The 20,747-nt window shown below is 67.1% G+C and carries 19 protein-coding genes; 3 read left to right on the top strand and 16 right to left on the bottom strand.

Annotated elements, in window-relative coordinates; genetic code table 11:
- The 10 genes from D000_RS14400 to D000_RS0111040 form a co-directional block, all read right to left on the bottom strand.
- Positions 1–1,517 (bottom strand): retention module-containing protein (locus tag D000_RS14400; RefSeq protein ID WP_018873592.1); only part of this gene is annotated, 1,517 nt, incomplete at its 3' end.
- Between the two features lie 236 nt (positions 1,518–1,753).
- Entirely contained in the window at positions 1,754–2,368 is a 615-nt protein-coding gene (locus tag D000_RS0111080; protein ID WP_018873591.1) for a response regulator transcription factor, read from the bottom strand.
- Positions 2,369–2,373: 5 nt separating this feature from the next.
- Positions 2,374–3,798, bottom strand: a complete 1,425-nt coding sequence (locus D000_RS0111075; RefSeq protein ID WP_018873590.1) for an HlyD family type I secretion periplasmic adaptor subunit — start codon at positions 3,796–3,798, stop codon at positions 2,374–2,376.
- Positions 3,795–5,927, bottom strand: a complete 2,133-nt coding sequence (locus tag D000_RS0111070; RefSeq protein ID WP_369772925.1) for a type I secretion system permease/ATPase — start codon at positions 5,925–5,927, stop codon at positions 3,795–3,797. Before D000_RS0111070 ends, D000_RS0111075 begins: the two co-directional genes overlap by 4 nt.
- A gap of 254 nt (positions 5,928–6,181) precedes the next feature.
- Positions 6,182–6,709: a tRNA adenosine(34) deaminase TadA gene (gene tadA, locus D000_RS0111065; protein WP_018873588.1), complete on the bottom strand. Its 528-nt coding sequence runs from the start codon at positions 6,707–6,709 to the stop codon at positions 6,182–6,184.
- Positions 6,699–7,202, bottom strand: coding sequence for a glutathione peroxidase (locus tag D000_RS0111060; protein WP_018873587.1), 504 nt, complete (start codon positions 7,200–7,202; stop codon positions 6,699–6,701). The genes tadA and D000_RS0111060 overlap by 11 nt, the downstream gene beginning before the upstream one ends.
- Positions 7,199–7,876 (bottom strand): membrane integrity-associated transporter subunit PqiC, encoded by a 678-nt coding sequence (locus tag D000_RS0111055; RefSeq protein WP_018873586.1) that lies wholly within the window; start codon positions 7,874–7,876, stop codon positions 7,199–7,201. The genes D000_RS0111060 and D000_RS0111055 overlap by 4 nt, the downstream gene beginning before the upstream one ends.
- A gap of 4 nt (positions 7,877–7,880) precedes the next feature.
- Positions 7,881–8,894, bottom strand: a complete 1,014-nt coding sequence (locus tag D000_RS0111050; protein WP_018873585.1) for an MlaD family protein — start codon at positions 8,892–8,894, stop codon at positions 7,881–7,883.
- Positions 8,891–9,694: an ABC transporter ATP-binding protein gene (locus tag D000_RS0111045; RefSeq protein WP_018873584.1), complete on the bottom strand. Its 804-nt coding sequence runs from the start codon at positions 9,692–9,694 to the stop codon at positions 8,891–8,893. The genes D000_RS0111050 and D000_RS0111045 overlap by 4 nt, the downstream gene beginning before the upstream one ends.
- A gap of 3 nt (positions 9,695–9,697) precedes the next feature.
- Positions 9,698–10,843 (bottom strand): ABC transporter permease, encoded by a 1,146-nt coding sequence (locus D000_RS0111040; RefSeq protein WP_026279938.1) that lies wholly within the window; start codon positions 10,841–10,843, stop codon positions 9,698–9,700.
- A gap of 130 nt (positions 10,844–10,973) precedes the next feature.
- Here D000_RS0111040 and D000_RS0111035 point away from each other — a divergent pair, with 130 nt between their 5' ends.
- From D000_RS0111035 to D000_RS0111025, 3 genes are read left to right on the top strand one after another with little or no spacing between them, the layout of a single operon-like run.
- Positions 10,974–11,912: a MoxR family ATPase gene (locus D000_RS0111035; RefSeq protein WP_018873582.1), complete on the top strand. Its 939-nt coding sequence runs from the start codon at positions 10,974–10,976 to the stop codon at positions 11,910–11,912.
- Positions 11,894–12,919, top strand: a complete 1,026-nt coding sequence (locus D000_RS0111030; protein ID WP_018873581.1) for a DUF58 domain-containing protein — start codon at positions 11,894–11,896, stop codon at positions 12,917–12,919. Before D000_RS0111035 ends, D000_RS0111030 begins: the two co-directional genes overlap by 19 nt.
- Positions 12,916–14,970, top strand: a complete 2,055-nt coding sequence (locus D000_RS0111025) for a DUF3488 and transglutaminase-like domain-containing protein (RefSeq protein ID WP_018873580.1) — start codon at positions 12,916–12,918, stop codon at positions 14,968–14,970. Before D000_RS0111030 ends, D000_RS0111025 begins: the two co-directional genes overlap by 4 nt.
- A gap of 227 nt (positions 14,971–15,197) precedes the next feature.
- On the opposite strand, the gene iscR is transcribed toward D000_RS0111025, so the two are convergent.
- The 6 genes from iscR to D000_RS0110995 all read right to left on the bottom strand — a co-directional run bounded on the left by iscR (position 15,198) and on the right by D000_RS0110995 (position 20,742).
- Complete coding sequence (iscR, locus tag D000_RS0111020) at positions 15,198–15,677, bottom strand: Fe-S cluster assembly transcriptional regulator IscR (protein WP_018873579.1); 480 nt, start codon at positions 15,675–15,677, stop codon at positions 15,198–15,200.
- A gap of 295 nt (positions 15,678–15,972) precedes the next feature.
- The gene (locus tag D000_RS0111015; protein ID WP_026279937.1) at positions 15,973–16,548 is read right to left on the bottom strand and encodes a L,D-transpeptidase; all 576 of its coding nucleotides are present in this window, start codon (positions 16,546–16,548) and stop codon (positions 15,973–15,975) included.
- A 13-nt stretch (positions 16,549–16,561) separates the two neighbouring features.
- Positions 16,562–18,070, bottom strand: a complete 1,509-nt coding sequence (gene purF / locus D000_RS0111010) for an amidophosphoribosyltransferase (protein WP_018873577.1) — start codon at positions 18,068–18,070, stop codon at positions 16,562–16,564.
- A gap of 19 nt (positions 18,071–18,089) precedes the next feature.
- A complete protein-coding gene (locus D000_RS0111005; RefSeq protein WP_018873576.1) occupies positions 18,090–18,638 on the bottom strand; it encodes a CvpA family protein in 549 nt (182 codons plus the stop codon).
- A 73-nt stretch (positions 18,639–18,711) separates the two neighbouring features.
- Positions 18,712–19,311 carry an SPOR domain-containing protein gene (locus D000_RS0111000; RefSeq protein ID WP_018873575.1) on the bottom strand — a complete coding sequence of 200 codons (600 nt, stop codon included), beginning with the start codon at positions 19,309–19,311 and terminating at the stop codon, positions 18,712–18,714.
- 99 nt (positions 19,312–19,410) lie between these two features.
- The gene (locus tag D000_RS0110995) at positions 19,411–20,742 is read right to left on the bottom strand and encodes a folylpolyglutamate synthase/dihydrofolate synthase family protein (RefSeq protein ID WP_018873574.1); all 1,332 of its coding nucleotides are present in this window, start codon (positions 20,740–20,742) and stop codon (positions 19,411–19,413) included.
- Between the last annotated feature and the right edge of the window lie 5 nt (positions 20,743–20,747).

The raw sequence follows: 20,747 nt of genomic DNA, 5'->3' as shown, positions 1-20,747 counted from the left end.
GCCGTGCCCTCGTCAGAGGTGTTGCCCGCAGCATCGGTGATCGTGGCCACAACCTCGAGGGTCTCGCCCTCGTCCGGGGCGGCCACCGCAGTCACGACTTGGCCGGCGTTAATGTGGTCCTCGGTCAGCGTGATCTCGTTACCGTTGACCGTCAGGATGTCATCGGCCTCGGCGTTGGTGTCAGTCAGGTCGATGGTCACCGCCACGTTGCCGTCTTCATCCACCTCGTCGGCATTGATGAAGCCGTCGCCGTTGGCGATGGTCACGCCCGGGGCGTTCGGCAGTTCGAAAGACGCATCTAATGCATCGGATACAGCGATAAAACCAAGATCATCCGAAGCTACCGCCGAGACGGTGTAATCAACTCCACCCTCAAAATTCAGACTGGCAAGGTCAACCACCCACACCCCATTGTCCAAGGTCGCTTTCACTTCCTCGGTACTGCCATCCGATCCGGTTACGGACACGGTGACACTGGTCGCATTAGATGCACCGATAACCAGAGACGCATTGGGTTGGCCTTCTTCGCCACCCACAAAGCCTTCCGGCGCAAATTCAAAATCGCTTATCTCGACAAACGGCAGAGTGAATTCGACGTTCAGCTCACTGGACTGTTCGTCACCATTCTGATCGACAACGAAACCCTCAATCAGGAGACTGCCTGGGTTCAGGCCCGTGATATCGACATTGGTCGCAGTCCAGGAACCGTCCTCCTCGACAACAATCTCGCCGCCATCCGTACTGCCATGCTGGACTCTGTTTTCATCGGCGTCAGTAATTGCCAGCGCGATGAATGCGCCAGGCGAAATTTCTTCGGTTGAACCGGAAATCGTCGCGATAACGCCCTGACCACTATCACTTTCCACAATGCTTCCGGAGACCTCCGCATCAATCTGAGCATCGAGTGGTATTTCTTCGCTTGGAATGTCGGAAAAACCAGGGGCATAGAAGAAGGACGAGACAATGATCGAACCTGAGGGGATTTCTGCAACGGGCTCGGGATCTTCTTCCAGACCGGCCGCAGGCCCTTCTCCCAAAGTGCCAACATCGCCGACTTCGGCCCCGACTGCGCCGCGCAACGCGTTCGCGTCGTAGGCATAGCTAACCGGGTCTACCTCTTCGGCACTACGAGCGACGCGAACAAAGCCGCCGCCCTCTCCAGCACCACCGCCATCGACACCGGCAGCCGGGGCTTCGAGCAGGTCGGTGATGTCTTCACCGCGATCGAGGGCGGCGATGATCTCTTCGACGGTGGCCTCGGCAATTTCGCCGTCTTCCGGTGACGATTCGGCAGAGTCCGCCAGATCCGCGGTGATGGTGGCGGATTCGTTGCCCGCCAGGGACATGGTGGAGCCGTCCTCGAAGGCCATCTCGATGAAGGCACCGTCTTCGGCAATCACTTCCTCGCCGTAGAAGATCTGGTCTCCGGGCTGCAGGACGCGGGTGTTGCCGTCCTCGTCCCGGGCAATAACGGTACCCACCACGGATTCGACGGTAGCGACGACAACTTCAGACATGACCTTCTCCTTGAATTCGGAAGCACTTCACAATTTTCGATGGGTACAAGCCTAGGGAAGTCGCCGTTGGCACGACAGGTGTACCGAAGTACAGGGTTGGCGGGCCGACTGGAGGCACGTCGATGGAATCATCGGGCGGGGCCTGGATGGAGGCACTTTGCTGCGCTCACTGGCGGCGAAGACCGCCGCAAGGCGCATACCGCCGCTGACGAGGCAGCCCGCGGCGGGAACGTGACTCAGACGGTGGGCTGAGCCTCGCGCAGACGGGTCAGGTGGAGCACGAGCTGCACGCGGTCATCCACGTTGAGCTTCTTGAAGACAGCGCCCAGGTGCATCTTGACGGTCCGTTCGGTCATGCCGAGCTGGCGCGCGATTTCCTTGTTGTGCGCCCCGGTGGTAACCGCCAGCGCGACCTGACGCTCGCGCGGGGTCAGGTTCTCGAAGCCCTCGGGCGGTGTTTCCGGGTCGCGGGGCTGGGCGCTGCGCACCGTGCGGATCATGCGGGTCATCAGGTCCGGGCCCACCCACAGACCACCACCGGTGACGGTGGCCGCGATGGTTCGCAGCTGGGCGGCGTTGGCCAGCGCATGGCAGTACCCGTGAGCCCCGGCATCGAACGCGCGAATGCCTTCCTCGTCGTGCGGGTGGCGCGAGTGCACGATGACCCGATGCACCCGGGTCCTTTGCTCGACGTGCATCTCCCAGTCGGCCAGATCCGTGCCGATCCAGCAGGCCTCGGCGCCCTCCGCCAGCGTTGCCGGGAACGGTGGGCGCAGCACCTGGGCATCCGGGAAGGCCTCTTCCCAGCGCGGTGAAGGCCGCAACGCCCGATCAATCATGAAGATCTGCATATCGCTCAGCGCTCCGTAAAAGCCAGCTCGCCCGCGCGCAGGACCGGCTTGAGCAGGTACTGCAGGATGGTACGACGCCCGGTGATGATATCCACCTCCGTCACCATCCCGGTCATGATCGGGTGTTCCTCGTCAAACCCGGTTTCCTCGGTACGCACGCGCACCTTGTAGTAGGTGTTGCCGTCGTCGTCGGTGATCGTGTCCGGGCTGATGTGCTCAACGGTCGCATCCAGGCCGCCGTAGATGGCGAAGTCATAGGCCGTGAATTTCACCTTGGCGCTTAGGCCCGGGCGCAGATAGGCAATATCACGTGGCGACACGCGCGCCTCGATCAGCAGTTCGTCCTCCAGCGGCACCACTTCGGCCACCTCGCGCCCGGGCGAGATCACGCCGCCGCGCGTGGTGATGAACATCCGCTGCACGATCCCCGCCATCGGCGAACGCACCTCGGACAGCCGCACCCGGTCCTCCAGGCCCTCAGTGCCCTCGGCCAGTTCCTGCAAACGCCCGAGGGTATCGGCCAGATCCGAGCGCCACTGGTTGCGGAAGTTCAGCCGCACCTCGCGGATCTTCTCTTCCGCCTCCTCGATCGCGGCCTCCAGCCGGGCGATCTGTGCGGTCGCCTGATCACGATCGCCACGCGCATTGGAGACTTCTCGGCGCAGGCGCAGGACCTCCACTTCGGATATTGCCCCGCTTTGCACCAGCGGTTCGGTCACCTCGAGCTCCCGGCTGGCCAGTTCCAGCGCGCGGATCGCCTGGCTGCGCCGCGCCCTTACTTCGTTCAGCTCTTCGCGGCGCTGGCGCATCTGCTCCTCGGCAATACGAATCCGCGAGCGCATCTCTTCCAGGCTTTCCTCGTAGAGCTGCTGCTCCTGCTCGACGATGGCCACCGGGCCCGACTGCAGTTCGGGGGTAATCAGGAACGGGGTCTCCGTCAGCAGTGCCATCAGCCGCGCGCGCCGCGCCTTCAACGCGAACTCGCTGGCCCTCGCCTCCCCCAGGTCCGACAGGAACCGCGTCGGGTCCACCCGCACGAGCACATCGCCCCGCTCGACGACATCCCCTTCGCGCACCAGTACCTCGGAGACTACGCCACCATCCATGGACTGCAGGACCTGAAGGTTCTGCGAGGGGATCACGCGCCCATCCGCGCGCGCCACCTCGTCGATCTCGGCAATCGAGGCCCAGTAAACCAACAGACCCAGCGTAATCAGGATCCCGTAGAGAAGCGCGCGGGCGCGTACCGGGCGCTCCTGTATCTGCGTCCAGTCGGCGTCCGAGGCCCAGTTGCGATGATCGCCGCCCCCCTTGGTCAGCCAGGGGCGAAAAATCCTGTCCACCATCGGGGCGCCGACCTTCCCGGCCTGATCCATACCGCGGCCCAGCGTCTCGAACCCCTGGCCGTCCTTGCGCTTGCGCCCGCTCATGCCTGCGCCTTGCCTACGCGGCCTTCCCGCAGGGCCTGGATCACCTGATCCTTCGGCCCGTCGGCCACCACACGGCCCTGGTCCAGCACAATAATCCGGTCCACCAGCTCCAGCAGCGAGGTGCGGTGAGTGACGATCACGGTGGTGCGCCCCTGAATGAATTCCGCCAGACGGCGCTTCATCCCCTGCTCGGTGGAGTTGTCCATGGAGCTGGTCGGTTCGTCCAACAGCAGCATGCTGGGCTCGTGCAGCACGGCCCGCGCCACGCCGACACTCTGCTTCTGTCCGCCCGAAAGCCGGCTACCGCGCTCCCCGACCTGCAGATCAACGCCTTCCGGATGGGTGTTGATCAGATCCTCGATCCCGGAGATCGCGATCGCCTTGCGGATGGCCTCGTCGCTGGCCAGCGGATCGGCCGCCACCAGGTTCTCGCGCAGGCTCCCGTAGAACAGCGTGACCTCCTGCCCCACGTAGCCCAGCGACCGCCTCAGCTCGGCCGGGTCCAGCTGGCGCACGTCAATTCCGTCCACCAGCACCGCGCCGGAGGTCGGCTGATAAAGCCCCATGATCAGCTTGGCCAGCGTGCTCTTACCCGAACCCACGCGTCCTAGCACGGCGACGTGTTCGCCCGGCTCAATCTTCAGCGAAACCCCCTGCAGGGCCGGGGTGGCGGATTCGGGATAGGCGAAGCCGACGTTGCGGAACTCGATCGCGCCCTCGAACCGGTCGCGGCTCAGGAAGTGCGAGTCCGCCGGACGCTCGATCGGCAGCGCCATGATCTCGTTCAGTGAACCGAGCGCGGTCGAGGCCTGGTGATACTGCATCAGCAGCCCGGCGGTCTGGCTGATGGGCGCCATCGCGCGCGAGGAGATCAGGTAGGCCGCGATCAGCCCGCCCATGGAGAGGTCCCCCTCCATGAGCAAGAACACGCCGAGCACGATGATCGCGACGCCGACCGTGTGCTGCGCCCACATCGCCGTGTGCGTCACGCTTGCGGTCAGTAGTCGATTCTGCGCGCTGGTCCGGGCCAGGTGCGTCGTGGCGCGTTCCCAGGTCGCCTGCACCCGCCCCTCCGCCCCCAGGGCCTTGACCGTCTCGGCACCGGTGAGGCTCTCGACCAGGGTGGAGTTGCGCTGCGCCGCCACGCGGTAGCTCTCCTCTGCCAGTCCGTGCAGCTTGCGATGGATCGCGGTGGCATAGAACAGCAGCAGCAACGCGCCAATGGCCACGGGGATCGCCAGCGGCCAGGCGATCAACGCGATGATGGCGATGAACATGAAGGCGAACGGCAGATCCACGAAGGCGATGATCGTCGCCGACGATATAAAGCTGCGCACCGACTCGAACGCGCCAATGTTCGACGCAAACGAACCCACCGAGGCCGGGCGGTTCTCCATGCGCAGCCCGAGCACACGCTCCATGATGTGCGAGGAGAGCTTTACGTCCGCGCGCATCGCCGCCTTGTCGACGAAGTGGCTGCGCATGGTGCGCAGGATCAGGTCCGCGATCAGCACGATCACGACACCCGCCGCGAACATGAACAGCGTCTCGGTCGCGTGGTTCGGGACCACGCGGTCGTACACGTTCAGCACGAACAGCGGCATCGCCAGCGCGAACAGGTTGATCATCACCGCCGCGATCAGCACATCGCGATACAGCGGCCGGTTCTCGCGAATGACCCGCCAGAACCAGTGCCCCTTGCTCTCCTTCGAGACCCGCGGCGCGCGGGCATCCATGCGGAACTCGGGCCGTACGTAGATGGCCCGTCCCACGTAGCGCTCTTTCAGCCGCTTCAGTGGCACATCGATGACCGCATCACCCAGCTCGGGGTCGATCACCCGGGCCACGCTCTTGTCTTCGTTCCAGCCGACCAGCACCCAGGCCTCGTTCTGGTCCAGCAGCAGCAGCGCAGGCAGCAGGTCGTCCTTCAGCCCGCGGGCATCGCGAGTAACGGTACGCGTGGTCAGGCCGGCGCGCTGTGCCGCACGCGGGACCAGGGACGGGCAAAGCCGTCCGTCGTCCAGCGGCAGTCCCGCAAGCGCGGAATCCGGGGTCAGGCGCAGCCCGTGCATACGGGCGATCAGGATCAGCCCGCCGAGCAGGCTGTCGGGGCGGCCCTCCTGATCCAGGACCGGCACCTCCGGTGCACCGTGATCCTCATTGCCGATGGACTCCGCTTTGGCAGCGCCGGTGGCCGATTCCGGGACTGAATCCCCGCGATCGTCTTTGGAAGGAGGCTGGCTAATTGAAACACCCCAACGGCTGGGCACAAAATCCCAATCGACCCGCGCGCATCTGCGGGCGATAACGTGAACAACATCTCATTTCACTCGATTTTGCGCCACAACGCACCGTCAGCGCTACACCGATGCGTCACGCGGCTTTAACGCTTTCGGCGTGACCGAAAGAAATTCCGCAGCAGCTCGCTGGAACGCTCCGCCGCAATGCCATCGATGCATTCCAGACGGTGGTTATGCGCAGGGTGATGCAGCAGGTCGATCGCACCCCCGGTGGCGCCGGTGCGAGGGTCCGATGCCGCGAAGACCAGCCGCCCCACCCGCGCATGGATGATGGCGCCCACACACATGGAACAGGGTTCCAGCGTCACGTACAGCGTAGTGCCGGTCAGCCGGTAATTGGAGCAGCGCTGGCCCGCCGCGCGCAGCACCCTGATCTCGGCATGCGCCGTCGCGTCATGCAGGCCGATCGGCGCGTTGTGCGCGGCGGCCAGGCAATGACCCTCGGCATCGACCAGCACGGCCCCGACGGGCACCTCGCCGGTCGCGGCCGCCCGTTCCGCCTGCGCGAGCGCGAGCTCCATCCAGAAGGCATGCGCGCCCGCCTCCGTGGGTATCGGACCGCGATCACCGGGCCCCAGTGTCCGCGGGTCGTGTTCGAACTCAGCGGACATCGTCCGGGCGCGCGGCGGCAAGCGCCTGTTCGATGGCGCCGGCCAGGTCCTGCGGCTTGCGCTGGGGCGCGAAGCGCTCGAGCACGGCGCCATCACGCCCGACCAGGAACTTGGTGAAATTCCACTTGATCGCGCGGGTGCCCAGCGCGCCCGGGGCCTGCTCTTTCAGGTAACGGTACAGGGGGTGCGCGCCCGCACCATTCACCTCGATGCGCGCAAACACGGGAAACGTAACCCCGTAGTTCAGCCCGCAGGCGCGTATCTGTTCCGCGTCGCCCGGCTCCTGGCCGCCGAACTGGTTGCATGGAAAGCCGAGCACGCGAAGGCCCTGCGCGGCGTAGCGTTCGTGGAGGGTCTGCAGGCCCGCATACTGGGGGGTAAAGCCGCATTCGCTGGCCACATTCACCATCAGCAGCACATCGCCCCGCCAGTCGGCCAAAGGCTGTACCCCACCCCCTGGCAGCGGGGCCTCGAAGTCGAAGACGCCGGTCATGGGCGATCCCCCGTGCCGGTATCGCCCTCGCGCAGCAGTTGCTCCTCCAGCTCGGCCAGCACGTCGGCCGTTGCCTGCGAGAGCGCCGCAACAAGGCGTGCCGCGGACCGGCGGTCGATGCCGTGCTCCGACTCCATGTGGGCAAGACGCGCGTGGCCATCGCCGCGAATCTGCGTGCGCAGGCCCACTCGCCCCACCCCGCGCAGCGGCGTGCCCGGGTCGGTTGCCGCCTGCCCCTCCAGACGTGTGGCGTCCAGATCGCCGTACAGCGCCGTCACCAGCACGTGCAGCTGCACGGCCGTACGGCCCTCGGCCCGCGCGGCCTCGGCATTGTCCACCAGCTCGAGGGCGGAACCACTGCGCGTCCAGCGTTCCCGCAGCAGTTGTTCCACCTGCTCGGCCGGGCGCAGGAACCACTCGTTGTAATAGTCGGACTCGTAGCGGTGATCGCCCAGGCGATACACCAGCCCCTTGCCGGAATAGGCCGGCGCCACGCGCACCGAGCCCAGTTCCACTGCCAGGGGTTGGTCGCCTTCCGCCAGGCGCGGGGCGGGCTCGGCCGGCAGCTCCAGCAGGAACCACGAGCGGTCCACCGGCTCGCGCTCGGGCACCAGGGTACAGCCACCCAGCAGGCCGACGATCAACAGCAGGACAATGGCGCTCCATCGGGTCATCGGTCTACTCCTCGTCCATGGTGCTGCGGGGCGGTGGCGCGCCGAACAGTGCACCACCCGGGTTGCGGCGCACGTCGTCCGACAGGCTGCGCAGACCGGAGATCGCGGCCTGCAGTTCGTCGAGGGTCTCCAGCAGCTTGGCCTCGCTCACATCCATCCCCCGATCCAGGCGTTCGACCATCGAGTCCATGCGATCCACCAGACGCCCGACATCGGCGGCCTCGGCGGTCTGGCGCAGTTCGCGCAGGGCCGCGCGGGTCTCGCTTGGCAGTGCCTGGGTGTCCGGGTGTTCGATCAGGCGCTCCACGGAGGCCATCACTCGCGTGGCGGTGCGCGTGGTCGTCTCCAGCTCCTCGATCATGCGATCCGCGCGGGTTCCGAGCGCACCCACGTCGAGCGCGTCGATACTGCTCTCCACGGTCACCAGCAGGCGGGTCAGGTTGTCCACCACGCCCTCGATGTCCAGATCGTCGATGCGCATGAGCAGGTTTTCCGCGTATTCGAGGAACTGCATCGCGGTGCTCGGCGAGGACGGGATGTAGATCGCCTCCGGTTCCCAGCCGTGATCCAGCGGCGGATGCGCCGCAGGGTCGGTGAAGTCCGTTTCCAGGTAGTTCATCCCGGTAATGCCCTGAGCCGCCATGCGCACCCGCAGGCCGGCCTCGATCAGGTTCTCCAGGACCCCGGCATGGAAGTCCCCCTGCTGGGCGCTGGCGGCAAAGCGATCCGGATACAGGCGCGCACGGACCATCACATACCGCTTGCGATCCGCGGGCGGGATATCGGATTCGTAGACCACGGAGGTAAAGGTCAGGTCAGTCACCTCCCCGATCGTGACCCCGCGAAACTTCACCGGCGCCCCGATCTCGAGCCCCTGCACCGAGGCATCCATGTAGGTCTCGATCTGGATGGACGGTCGCAGCAGATTGCCTGCGGTCAGGATCAGCAGCGCGACCACCAGGGCCGCCAGGCCGCCCAGGATAAACAGCCCCAGGCGGAAATGATGTCGCGCACTCATGCGGGCCTCTCGTCGTCGGATTCCGTCCGCCGCAGGAACCTCTGCACCCACGGATGATTCGATGTATCACGCAGGGCGGCCGGGTCACCTTCGGCCACGATCCCCTGACTCTCCCTGTCGAGCATAATGACCCGGTCCGCGATCGCAAAAATGCTGGCCAGCTCGTGGCTCACGATCACGATGGTCATATCCAGGGTCCGTGCCAGCCGCTGGATCAGGCGGTCCAGGTCGGCCGAGGTGATCGGATCCAGGCCCGCGGAGGGCTCGTCCAGAAACAGCACTTCCGGGTCGAGCACCATGGCGCGCGCGATCGCCGCACGTTTCTGCATGCCGCCACTGATCTCCGCGGGCATGAAGTCCTTGAAGCTCCCCAGTCCCACCAGCTGCAGCCGCGACCAGGCGATGGCATCCATCGCCTCGCGCGGCAGGTCGGTGTGCGCCTCCAGCGGCAGACGCACGTTTTCCAGCAGCGTCATCGACCCGAACAGCGCCCCCATCTGGTACATCACCCCGACCCGGCGCAGGATGGCCTCCAGCTCCGCGCCGTCCGCCACCGCGACATCGGCACCGCCCACAAAGATGTGACCGGCCTGCGGTCGGTACAGCCCGATCATGTGCTTGAGCAGGGTGCTCTTGCCGCTGCCGGAGCCGCCCAGAATCACGAAGATCTCGCCCCGGCATATATCGAAGTCGAGATCGCGCATCAGCACCAGGTCATCAAAGCCCATGGTCAGACCGCGCACGCGGATCACCACGTCGCTGTCCGCGCATGCCTGTGTCCGGGCGCCGTCCTCGACCATGCCTCAGACCCCCATGTGATAGAACAGGACCGCGAACAGGCCGTCCAGCACCACGATCAGGATGATGGACGTGACCACGGCGCTGGTGGTCGCAAGCCCCACCGACGCCGCTCCGCTGCCTGTCTGCAGACCGCGCAGGCAGCCGACACCCGCCACCACCAGGCCGAATACCACGGCCTTCGCCAGACCGGAGAACAGATCGGAAGGCGTCAGCGCGGCCGCTACCTGGTTAAAATAGGCGACCCAGGGGATGCCGAAGCCCTGCATCACGACCGCGCCACCAATCAGCCCGATCATGTTCGCGTACAGCGCCAGCAACGGCGCCACCAGCAGCCCCGCCAGTACCTTCGGGAGCACCAGGAAGCGCACCGGATCCAGACCCATGGTCTTGAGGGCATTCACCTCCTCGTTCACCTTCATGGTCCCGATCTCGGCCGCGAAGGCCGCCCCCGAACGGCCCGCCAGCAGGATCGCCATCATCAGCGGCCCCAGTTCGCGGAACAGCGAGACCGCAACCAGATTGGCCACGAAGATCTCACCGCCGAACTGACGCATCGCGATCGCGGACTGAAAGGCGAGGATCACGCCCAGCAGAAAGGCAATCAGCGACACGATCGGGAGCGCCTGGAAGCCAGCCGCCTCCGCCACCCGCAGGGTATCGCCCCAGCGCACCTGCCGCGGATGACGCAGACCACTGCCGACCGCGCGGGTGAGCTCGCCGACAAAGGTAGCCTGCGAGTACGCCGCGCGCCCGACTCGGTCCACCGCGTCGAGCAGGCCCGGCCACCAGCCGTGCCCGCGCCCGGCCCGTGCCGGCTGTACGGCATCAAGCTCGCGATACGGCTTGATCTGGTCCGCGACCATACGCGCCATGCCCTCAAGCCGCAGCTCGGCACCGGCCCGCTGCAGGTCCTGCTCCAGGGCATGCAGCAGGGCCGCGCCCGCGCCGTCGCAGTAGTCGACCGCGGACAGGTCCACGATCACCGTGGCGCCCGCCCCGCCCAGCCCGCGCGCCGCGCGCCGCAGGGGCCCCCAGGCGCGCTCCACCGCGCGCACGTCCAGCCGCCCGCGCAGGCGCAGTCGGGCCGGCGATCCGGCTGTGGCATCATATTCAAACGGTTGGCCGGAACCGGCGGCAGCAGAGTCCATCCATTCACCCGCGGGACAATTGCGGCCATGGTAGCCGCAACCTGCCCCCGGGAACCATTCGCCCCGGACAAACTCTTCCACCGGGGCCTGCGCAAAACAGCCCCCGGCCCATTCGCACCAGGAGATCGGCATGGCATCGGCATCGGAGGCCCTGCAGCGGGTCGAAAACGCCCTGAACGAAGTCCTTCTGGGCAAACCGGAGCCGATACGGCTGGCGCTGGCCTGCCTGCTTGCCAATGGCCACCTGCTGATCGAAGACCAGCCGGGGGTTGGCAAGACCACTCTGGCGCATGCGCTGGCCAACGCGATGGGCCTCGAATACCGCCGAGTGCAATTCACCAGCGACCTGCTGCCCGGTGACGTCCTCGGCGTCTCCGTATTCGAGCAGGGTACCGGCGAGTTCCGTTTCCACCCGGGGCCAATCTTTACCCAGGTACTGCTGGCCGACGAGATCAATCGCGCGCCGCCCAAGACCCAGAGCGCCCTCCTCGAGGCCATGGAAGAACGCCAGGCCAGTGTCGAGGGAGCCACCCGCGAACTGCCGGTGCCCTTCTTCGTGATCGCCACACAGAACCCGGAGGAACAGGTCGGCACCCATCCCCTCCCGGAATCCCAGCTGGATCGATTCCTGATGCGCATCCAGCTCGGCTACCCGGACGCCCGCGCCGAGCGCGCACTGCTGGAACGCACGGCCCCGGCCAGCGGCACGCCACTGGCCGCCGAGACGCACCCGATCCTGCCGCACCTGGCCGTTCCGCATCAGCTGAGGGCATGGCAGGACCGGGTCGGCGAGGTGCATGCCGAGGGCGCGGTGCTGGACTACCTCCAGGGCCTGCTCGCCGCCAGCCGCGATCGTGCCCGCTTCGCCCACGGCCTGTCCCCGCGCGCCGGCCTCGGCCTGCTGCGCGCCGCCCGCGCCCATGCCTTTCTCGATGGCCGCGACTACACGACGCCGGACGACATCGCCCGCGTACTCCCCGCCGTCGCCGGCCACCGCCTGCGCACGCGCGAGCCGGAAACCCCGGAACGCAGCGTTGCCCGCCTGATGGAATGCGTGCCGATCCCGTGAGCGGGTCCGCCCGCCAGCGCATCAACCGGCTGCGCGACGATGCCATCCGCTGGATCACTCGGCGCCACGCGCAGGATGGCCAGGCTGCCCGGCTCGGCCGCGACCGCGTCTACATCCTGCCCACGCGCGCCGGCTATACCCTGGTCGCGATCCTGCTAGTCATGCTCCTGGGTTCCATCAATTACTCCAACAACATGGCCTTCCTGCTGACCTTCCTGCTGGTCGGCATCGGCCACAACGCCATGTGGTACACCCATCGCAACCTGCTGGGACTGCGTATCCACTCTCTGCCCGTGGCACCGGTGTTCGCCGGCGCCACCCTGAGCATTGCGTTCCGGCTGGAGGAGCCATCCGGGCGCCCCCGCGAGGCCCTGACCCTGAGTATCGGCGCGCGCGCCAGCGCCCCGGTGGCTGTCCCCGCCGAGGCCTCAACCCATGTCGAGCTGACGCTCCCCGCGCCGGCCCGCGGCGTCTACCAACTGCCACGCCAGCGCCTGCACACACGCTACCCGCTGGGCATCCTGGAGGCCTGGACCTGGCTGACCCTGAGCCCCGAGATCCTGGTCTATCCGGCCCCCATCGACCCCGGAAACGTCCTCGGGGGTCCCGAGGGGCACGCGACCCAGCCCCAGGCGCAGTCCCGCAACAGCGGCGAGACACCCGACCACCTGCGCCCCTATCGCCCCGGAGATCCGCCCGGCCGTATCGTCTGGAAGGCCTTTGCCCGCAGCGGCAAACTGCATGTGCGCGAATCCGTCAGCGGGCACGGCGACCACCTCTGGCTCGACTGGGAGTCCATGCCGGCCGCCGACACCGAGACCCGCCTGGCGATGCTTTGCCACCAGGTCCTCGCCGCCCACGAAGAGGGTCGACTCTTCGGCATGCGCCTGCCCGACCAGACCGTGGAGCTCGGACAGGGCGCCCGGCACCGCGACCTCTGCCTGCGTAGCCTGGCCCAGTTTCGCAGCGAGCCCCGGATCCTCGATCCAGAGGGTTCGCGCGCATGAAGCCACGCACCCATACGGTCGCCGCCGACCCCGGCCTGCGCGGCCTGGAGCTCGCTCTCATTGCCCTGCCGGTGGCTGCGCTGCCCCATGTCGCGCACCAGCCGCCCTGGATCACCCTGCTGGTGGTGCTGGCGATCGCCACGCGCGCCTGGCTCCTCGCCAGCGGCCGGCCGGCCCCGTCGATGGGCATCATGGCCATCCTGGCCGTACTTGCAGGCGGCCTCACCCTGACCCAGTACGGGACGATCTTCGGGCAGGAGGCCGGTACCGCCCTGCTGCTGGTGATGATCGCCTTCAAACTGCTGGAAACCCGCAATCGGCGGGACATTGTGATCGCCCTGTTCCTGGGCTATTTCGTGGTCGTCACCACCTATTTCTTCGATCAGTCCATCCTGATCGCGGCCTATTCGCTGCTGGCCACCTGGCTGCTCACCGCCGCGCTGGTCCAGGTCCATGCCGAACGCCGCATCGAGCGCCGCCGCCTCGCCCGCCAGGCGGGCGCCATGCTGCTGCATGCTATGCCCTTCATGCTGGTGCTGTTCCTCGCCTTTCCGCGCATCCAGGGCCCACTGTGGGGCGACCCGCAGCGCGAAGAGGCCGCCCGCACCGGACTCTCCGACGAACTCAATCCGGGCGACATTGCCGAGCTGCTGCAGGACGAATCCACCGCGTTGCGGGTGGAATTCGACGACACGGTGCCCCCCCTGCGGGCCCAGTACTGGCGCGCCTTGGTCATGACCGACTTCGACGGCCGCCGCTGGTCGGCCGACCGCGACCGCGAGACCATCCAGCCACCGGACACCGATGACCGCGTGGTGCATTACACCGTCACCCTGGAACCCACGCGCGGACGCTACCTGCCGGTCCTGGACTACCCCGTCGCACTACCCGACGACGCAGAGCTGCGCGCGAACTACCAAGTCCTTCGGGATCGCCGCATCACCAGCCGCATCCAGTACCGCGCAGCCGCCCACCTGACCACACCGCCCGGGGTCGCCGAACCGCATCTGGATCCCGCGGAACGGGAACGGGCTCTCGCCCTGCCCGCCGGAGCGGCACCGCGCGCGCGGACCGAGGTCGCGCTGTGGCGGGCCACCCATGGCAACGACGATCACGCCGTGATCGAAGCCGCCCTGCAGCGCTTCGCCGGCGAGCCCTATCGCTATACGCTGCGGCCGCCACGCCTTGCCGGCGACACCACCGACCACTTCCTGTTCGAGACCCAGGCCGGCTACTGCGAACACTACGCATCGGCCTTCGCGGTGCTGATGCGCGCCGCCGGCATCCCCACCCGGGTGGTCACCGGCTACCAGGGCGGCTCCTGGCAAACCCGCGGCGAGTACCTGCGTCTGCGCAATGCCGATGCCCACGCCTGGAACGAGGTCTGGCTGGACGGCGAAGGCTGGGTACGGGTGGACCCCACCGCCGCGATCGCGCCGGAGCGAATCGAACAGGGCCTGCCGGGACTGGCCAGCGACACCGGCGAGTCGATCCCCGACTTCCTGCGCCGCGGCGAGGGCCTGTCGTGGCTGCAACGTGCCCGGTTCGGGCTCGAGGACTGGCGGGATTTCGCCCGTTTCCGCTGGGAAAGCTGGGTCCTGGCCTTCGACCCCGAACGCCAGCGCGAGCTGTTCGCGCGGCTCGGCCTGGACCCGGGAGACTGGCGTTCGGTGCTCATCGCCCTGGGGGTCGGCTTCGGTACGATCGGCCTGGTCGCGCTGGCCTGGATGTGGCTGCGCACCCTCCGGCGCCGGCATCCCCCGGCCGACCGCGTGCTGCGGCGCCTGTCGCGCCGCCTGGCCCGTCACGACCCAGCACTGGCGCGGGCGCCGCACGAACCCGTAGACGCCTGGTCGCGGCGGGTCGCAGACGCGCGCCCGGAGCTCGCCACTGCTATGGAGACCTTCTCCCGGACCTACAACCGGCAACGTTTCGGCCGCCTGACGCCCGCCCAGCGCGCGGCGGATCTGGACCACCTGCGCGCACTGCTGCAGGCCGTGCCACGCGCCCGCCTGGCCTTCGCGCCACGCCCTTCGCGTGCGGCCAACTAGGAGGATGCGGGTCTAAATCACACGGCGCCGATACCGGCTGCACGCAGTCTCGGGTTGCGCCCCCGCCTTCCGGGACGGTCTGGTACCCCTACCCGCGTAAACACCGCCTCGCCTCGAAAAACGGTCCCCCGCGGCCACGCGCCACTGGTAGCGGACCCACAAACAAAAAAGGCCGCCCGGTCATATTGACCGGGCGGCCCGTTCCGGGTCCGTAGCCGCAAGTGCGGTTACGCCGCGTCGTTACGGAAGATGAAGTGGTGACGAGCACCGCGGCGCTCGTCCTGGCGCCGGGCCACCTTCTGCACCTCCGGACGGTTGGCAAACTGCGCCAGCGTAATGCCGTCCAAGAAATCATAGAGCTGCTGGCTCAGGTCGTCCCACAGCTCGTGCGTCAGGCAGCGACTGCCGTCCTGGCAATCCTTGTGACCCTTGCACCGGGTGACGTCCACCGACTCATCGACCGCAGTGATGATGTTGGCGATGCTGATCTGATCCGCACGCTTGGCCAGGCGATAACCACCACCCGGGCCCCGCACGCCTTCGACCAGATCGGCCTTGCGCAGCTTGGCGAACAACTGCTCCAGGTAGGAGAGTGAAATGCCCTGGCACTGCGAGATGTCGGCAAGCGTCACCGGCCCGATCCGGTCATGGATGGCCAGATCCATCATCGCGGTCACCGCGTAGCGGCCCTTGGTTGAGAGTTTCATATGCGTTGCCTCCGAAAAACGTAGCTATGTGTCCTGCTCGACATCCGTTCGCAGGCTGGAATCCGTTCTCCATTTCCTGACAACACTTATCAGGAATAATTCCCTTCTTACCTGACAAGAGTAGTCGGGAATAATTCCCTTATTCTAGCAAGCGAATGCATAAAAATCACGAATTGCTAACGTAGACCCCTGCGCGGCACCCGCGCACAGCCGGATACGCCCGCTCGGACCGTGTCCGGGCACGCGTGCAACGGGTTTGTGAGAAGGTTCCCCGAGGTACGGGACGGGCACGGCGTCAGCCGAGCTCCGGGACCTGCGGGCCGTCCAGGATCAGGACCGGGGTGCCGACGGGGAGACGCGGGAACAGCTCGATCACCTCGTCGTTGCGCATGCGTACACAACCCTCGGAGGCGGGCTCGCCAATGCGTCCCTCCTCGTCGGTCCCGTGGATGTAGATATAACGGCGCAGCGAGTCCACCGAGCCACCGCGATTGATGCCCGGCTCGAGGCCGTCCAGCCACAGGATGCGCGAAGTGATGTTGTCGCGCGGGCTGCGCGCACCGGGCTCGGTCAGGATGTCCGCGATCTCGCCGGTATTGCCGCGGGCGCGGAAGATCGTGCCCCGCGGGGCACCCTCGCCAAAACGCTCGGCGATGCGATGCAGGCCCAGCGGCGTGGTGAACGACCCTTCCTCGAAACCGACGCCGCGCGCGGCCGTGGAGACATCATAGATGTCGGTCACCCGGCCCTGTTCCCAGACATAGAGTCGCTGCTGATCCACCCGCACCAGCACGACCGGCAGGCCATCCGCATCGGGGGCCCGGCGGCGCGCATCCGCCACCACGGGATCAATCCATTCGAGACTGGGCAAGGGCACCTCGCGTCTACTTCTTGTTGGCCAGATCCAGCACCTCGCCCGCCACCGGCGTATTCACCAGCCCGTCGCCGCGCAAGGCGGCCAGATGCTCGAGGTAGCCGGGCGGCAGCCCGGTCACGTATTCGCCGGTAAACACCGAGCAGTCGAACTCCTGAATGCTCTTGTTGCCACGGCGCACCGCCTTTTGCAGATCATCCAGGTCCTGGTAGATCAGCCGGTCGGCCGCAATCGCTTCGCATACCTGCGCCTCGTCACGCCCGTGGGCAATCAGCTCCTCGGCGGCTGGCATGTCGATTCCATACACATTGGGGTAGCGCACCGGCGGCGCCGCAGAGGCGAAATAGACCTTCTTCGCACCCGCCTCGCGCGCCATCATCACGATCTCGCGCGAAGTGGTACCGCGCACAATGGAGTCGTCGACCAGCATCACGTTCTTGCCGCGAAACTCGAGCGAGATCGCATTGAGCTTCTGGCGAACCGATTTTCGCCGCTTGGTCTGGCCGGGCATGATGAAGGTGCGGCCGATATAGCGGTTCTTGATGAACCCCTCGCGGTACTTGATGTTCAGTTCATGCGCCATCTCCAGCGCGACGGTGCGGCCGGTGTCGGGGATGGGCACGATCACGTCGATGTCGTGATCCGGCCAGGTACGGCGGATCTTCTCGCCCAGCGCCGTACCCATGCGCATGCGGGCGCGATGCACGAACACGTTATCGATAACCGAATCCGGCCGGGCGAAGTACACGTGCTCGAAGATGCAGGGGTTGAGCCGGGTGTCCGCCGCGCAGACCCGGGTCGAGACCTCGCCTTCGGGCGTAATGAACAGCGCCTCCCCCGGCGCCAGGTCGCGTTCCAGCTCGAAGCCCTGGGAATCCAGCGCAGCGCTTTCCGAGGCCACCATCCACTCGACCCCGCCCTCCTCCGCCTGGCGCGAACCGTAGACGATCGGGCGGATGCCGTACGGGTCACGGAACGCCAGCAGCCCGCGCCCGGCGATCATGGCCACCACGGCGTAGGCCCCGTCCGCGCGCTGGTGCACACGCTCCACGGCATCGAACACCGAGTCCGGCGTCAGACCGTTGTCGAGGAAACGCATCAGCTCCTGCGCAAACACGTTCAGGAGGATCTCGGAATCCGAATCCGTGTTGATGTGTCGACGATCGGTGGCGAACAGCGCCTGTTTCAACTCGCGCGCATTGGTGAGATTGCCGTTGTGCCCGAGGGTGATGCCGAAGGGCGAATTCACGTAGAACGGCTGCGCCTCGGCGGAGCTCGAGGAACCGGCCGTGGGATAGCGCACGTGGCCGATCCCCATGTTCCCGGTCAGGGTCTGCATGTGCTGGTTGTTGAACACATCCCGCACCAGACCGTTGTCCTTGCGCAGATGCAGGCGCCCGTCGTCGTCACAGGTCACGATGCCCGCAGCGTCCTGACCGCGGTGCTGCAGCACCAGCAGGGCATCATAAAGGGGCTGGTTCACCGGGCTGCGCCCGACGATTCCGACAACTCCACACATACGGTTTCTGGCTCCAGGTTTACGGCGAGGGTTCGGCGCCGTCGGGGATCACTTCTTCGACCGGTTCGTCACTCGCCAGCAGGTCGCGAATCTGCTCCTGCCAGCCCTCCGGCAACTGCGCAATCAGCCAGTCCACCAGGCGTTCGAATTCGGGTATCAGGCGGCTGTTCTCCCACCATGCCTCTTCCGGCATCAGGGTCAGCGATGCCAGGAACACCAGCACCGCCACCAGCAATGCGCCGCGCAGCAGCCCGAAGATCACGCCCAGGGAGCGATCCGTTCCGGTCAGGCCGGTGCCACGCACCAGACGATTGGCGAGTGCGCCGAGGAGCCCGCCCACAATCAGCACGGCGATGAAGATCACGGCGAAACCGATCCCCAGACGCAGGGTGGCATCGGCGATCGCCTGCGGCAGCTGGTCGGCCACCGGGGCGGCATAGCGAATACCCAGCCACACCCCGATGATCCACGTGGCGAGCGAAAACGACTCGCGCACGAAACCGCGGAAAAGGCTGATCAGCCCCGATACGACGATCAGGGCGATGATGACGAGGTCGATCCAGTTCACGGAGCGGGCATCGTGGGCTGAAGGGGGGCGTAGTTTACCGCAGGCGCCGGTCGCGCGCAGGCCCGGATCGCCATCACGGGTGTGCCACCACGATGCCGGAAAGCTCGAATTCCTCCTTCAGCCGCGCACCCAGTTCCACCGCCTCGTCGCGCTGGGCCAGCGGCCCGACCTTGACCCGGTAGATCGGGCGCCCGTCCGCCATCGAATCATCCACGAAGGCGGCCCAGCCGGCCTCGCGCAGCCGTGCGAGCTGCTCGCGGGCATTGGCCTCGTCGCGGAAACTGCCCACCTGCACCGCCCAGCCCGCCTGCACCGGCTGATCCGCCTCGGCCGGCACCGTTGGCGGCGCGGGCACGGCGGCGGCCTCGGAATCGCGGCCGTTGGCGTCGGCTGCGGTGTCCGCGTCGCCTTCGAGACTGTGGAGTTCGGCGACCGGTCCCTCGCGTTCGGGCGCCGGCGCTGCAGGCGCGGCATCCCGGCGCGGTTCCGGGCGTTCCGACGGCAGGGCGATATCCGGCTCGGCAAAGGTCGGGACCGTGGGTACCGGGTCGTCGATACCGCTCATGTGTTCGTAGCCCGCCCCGTCGAACAGCCAGGGCAGGAAGATCACGGCCAGCACGATCAGGATCACGGCGCCGACCAGACGGAAGCGGATTGGATTGTCAGCGTTCATGCAAGCACCCGTGACCGCGAGGAAAGGAAACCCGGCCAGACTACACGGAAACTACGCCCCAGCCCCGCCCCGCCGCAAGCGCCAGCGCCGCGTCCGCGCTCAGCCCGCACGCCGGGCCTCCACCGTGGGCGTGCCGGCCCCGTCCACCCGCGCAGCGGCCGCGAGCGTGGGGGATGCCTCCAGCACGGCGGCCACGGTATGGAACGACCCGAACACCACAATGCGGCCCTGCGGACCCGCGAGGGCTTCGGCGCGCCGGATACAGGCCTGCGTATCGCCCGCAAGCTCCACAGCCGTCTGGCCGCCGGCCGCAAGCTCCTCGGCCAGCGCATCCGCCGGCAACGCACGTGGCAGCTCCAGGGGCAATGGCAGCCAGGCGGCGATGTGGCCAGCAAGCTGCTCCCACATGGCGGCGCGCTCCTTGTCCGCCATCACACCCACCAGGGCAATCACCGGGCCCGGCACCGGATGCGCCTCCAGCCAGCGCGCCAGTTCACCCACCGCGTGCACGTTGTGGGCGACGTCCAGCAACCATTGTGGGGCCCCCGGCAGCACCTGCAGGCGCCCGGGTGCGGAGGTGCCCAGGGCCTGGCTGATGGCCGCGTCATTCAGGTCCGCCTCGGCGCCCAGTGCCTCGACCACGGCCAGGGCCGTGGCGGAGTTCAGCAGGCCGGCCCCGTCCAGCGCTGCCGCAGGGCCCTCCACCCGCCACTCGCGCGTGGCACCCCCGTAATGCCAGTCGAGCCGATTGCCCGTACGTTCGAGTCGAAAATCCCGCCCGCTACGCAGGACTCGCGCCGCCAATTGTTCGGCGTGTTCCAGCACGCTGGCGGGCGGTTCGGGCTCGCCCAGCACCACCGGACGGCCCGCGCGCATGATCCCGGCCTTCTCGCGCCCGATCGCCTCGCGGGTGTCGCCCAGCCAGGTCTGATGATCCAGATCCACTGCGGTGATCGCGGCCACGTCGGCATCCCAGATATTCACGGCGTCCAGGCGTCCGCCCAGTCCGACTTCCAGCACCTGCACCGAGACGCCACTCTCGCGGAACCACCAGGCCGCAGCCAGTGCGCCAAACTCGAAGTAGGTCAGGGAATCGTTACCGCGTGCCTGGTCGATGGCCTCGAATGCGCGGCAGAGATCGGCATCCGCAGCCGGGGTACCGTTCACGCGGATGCGTTCGTTGTACCGGAGCAGATGCGGCGAGGTGAACAGCCCGGTCTTCACGCCACCCGTCTGCAGCAGGGCGGCGGTCCGGGTCGCGACCGTACCCTTGCCGTTGGTGCCCGCGATCACCACGCTGCGGGGGCCTTGCCCGTCGCGCAGGCCGAGCCGATCGGCGACCAGCGCGATCCGCTCCAGGGTCAGATCCATGCCAACCGGATGCAGCCGCTCCTGGAAGGCCAGCCACTGCGCCAGGGTGGAGAAACGCACGGGCG

This window comes from Thioalkalivibrio sp. ALJ16, assembly GCF_000377345.1.
Classification (GTDB): Bacteria; Pseudomonadota; Gammaproteobacteria; order Ectothiorhodospirales; family Ectothiorhodospiraceae; genus Thioalkalivibrio.
The sequence above is the reverse complement of the archived record's forward strand: the minus strand, read 5'-3'. Positions and strand labels throughout refer to the sequence as shown.

What these genes read in the sequence shown, in the direction of transcription:
- D000_RS0111060 (WP_018873587.1), bottom strand. Translation starts at nt 7,202, where the DNA reads ATGACCGGCGTCTTCGACTTCGAGGCCCCGCTGCCAGGGGGTGGGGTA.
- D000_RS0111025 (WP_018873580.1), top strand. Translation starts at nt 12,916, where the DNA reads ATGAAGCCACGCACCCATACGGTCGCCGCCGACCCCGGCCTGCGCGGC.
- D000_RS0111030 (WP_018873581.1), top strand. Translation starts at nt 11,894, where the DNA reads ATGCGTGCCGATCCCGTGAGCGGGTCCGCCCGCCAGCGCATCAACCGG.
- D000_RS0111000 (WP_018873575.1), bottom strand. Translation starts at nt 19,311, where the DNA reads ATGAACGCTGACAATCCAATCCGCTTCCGTCTGGTCGGCGCCGTGATC.
- tadA (WP_018873588.1), bottom strand. Translation starts at nt 6,709, where the DNA reads ATGTCCGCTGAGTTCGAACACGACCCGCGGACACTGGGGCCCGGTGAT.
- D000_RS0111080 (WP_018873591.1), bottom strand. Translation starts at nt 2,368, where the DNA reads ATGCAGATCTTCATGATTGATCGGGCGTTGCGGCCTTCACCGCGCTGG.
- iscR (WP_018873579.1), bottom strand. Translation starts at nt 15,677, where the DNA reads ATGAAACTCTCAACCAAGGGCCGCTACGCGGTGACCGCGATGATGGAT.
- D000_RS0111040 (WP_026279938.1), bottom strand. Translation starts at nt 10,843, where the DNA reads ATGGACTCTGCTGCCGCCGGTTCCGGCCAACCGTTTGAATATGATGCC.
- D000_RS0111035 (WP_018873582.1), top strand. Translation starts at nt 10,974, where the DNA reads ATGGCATCGGCATCGGAGGCCCTGCAGCGGGTCGAAAACGCCCTGAAC.
- D000_RS0111045 (WP_018873584.1), bottom strand. Translation starts at nt 9,694, where the DNA reads ATGGTCGAGGACGGCGCCCGGACACAGGCATGCGCGGACAGCGACGTG.
- D000_RS0111055 (WP_018873586.1), bottom strand. Translation starts at nt 7,876, where the DNA reads ATGACCCGATGGAGCGCCATTGTCCTGCTGTTGATCGTCGGCCTGCTG.
- D000_RS0111075 (WP_018873590.1), bottom strand. Translation starts at nt 3,798, where the DNA reads ATGAGCGGGCGCAAGCGCAAGGACGGCCAGGGGTTCGAGACGCTGGGC.
- purF (WP_018873577.1), bottom strand. Translation starts at nt 18,070, where the DNA reads ATGTGTGGAGTTGTCGGAATCGTCGGGCGCAGCCCGGTGAACCAGCCC.
- D000_RS0111050 (WP_018873585.1), bottom strand. Translation starts at nt 8,894, where the DNA reads ATGAGTGCGCGACATCATTTCCGCCTGGGGCTGTTTATCCTGGGCGGC.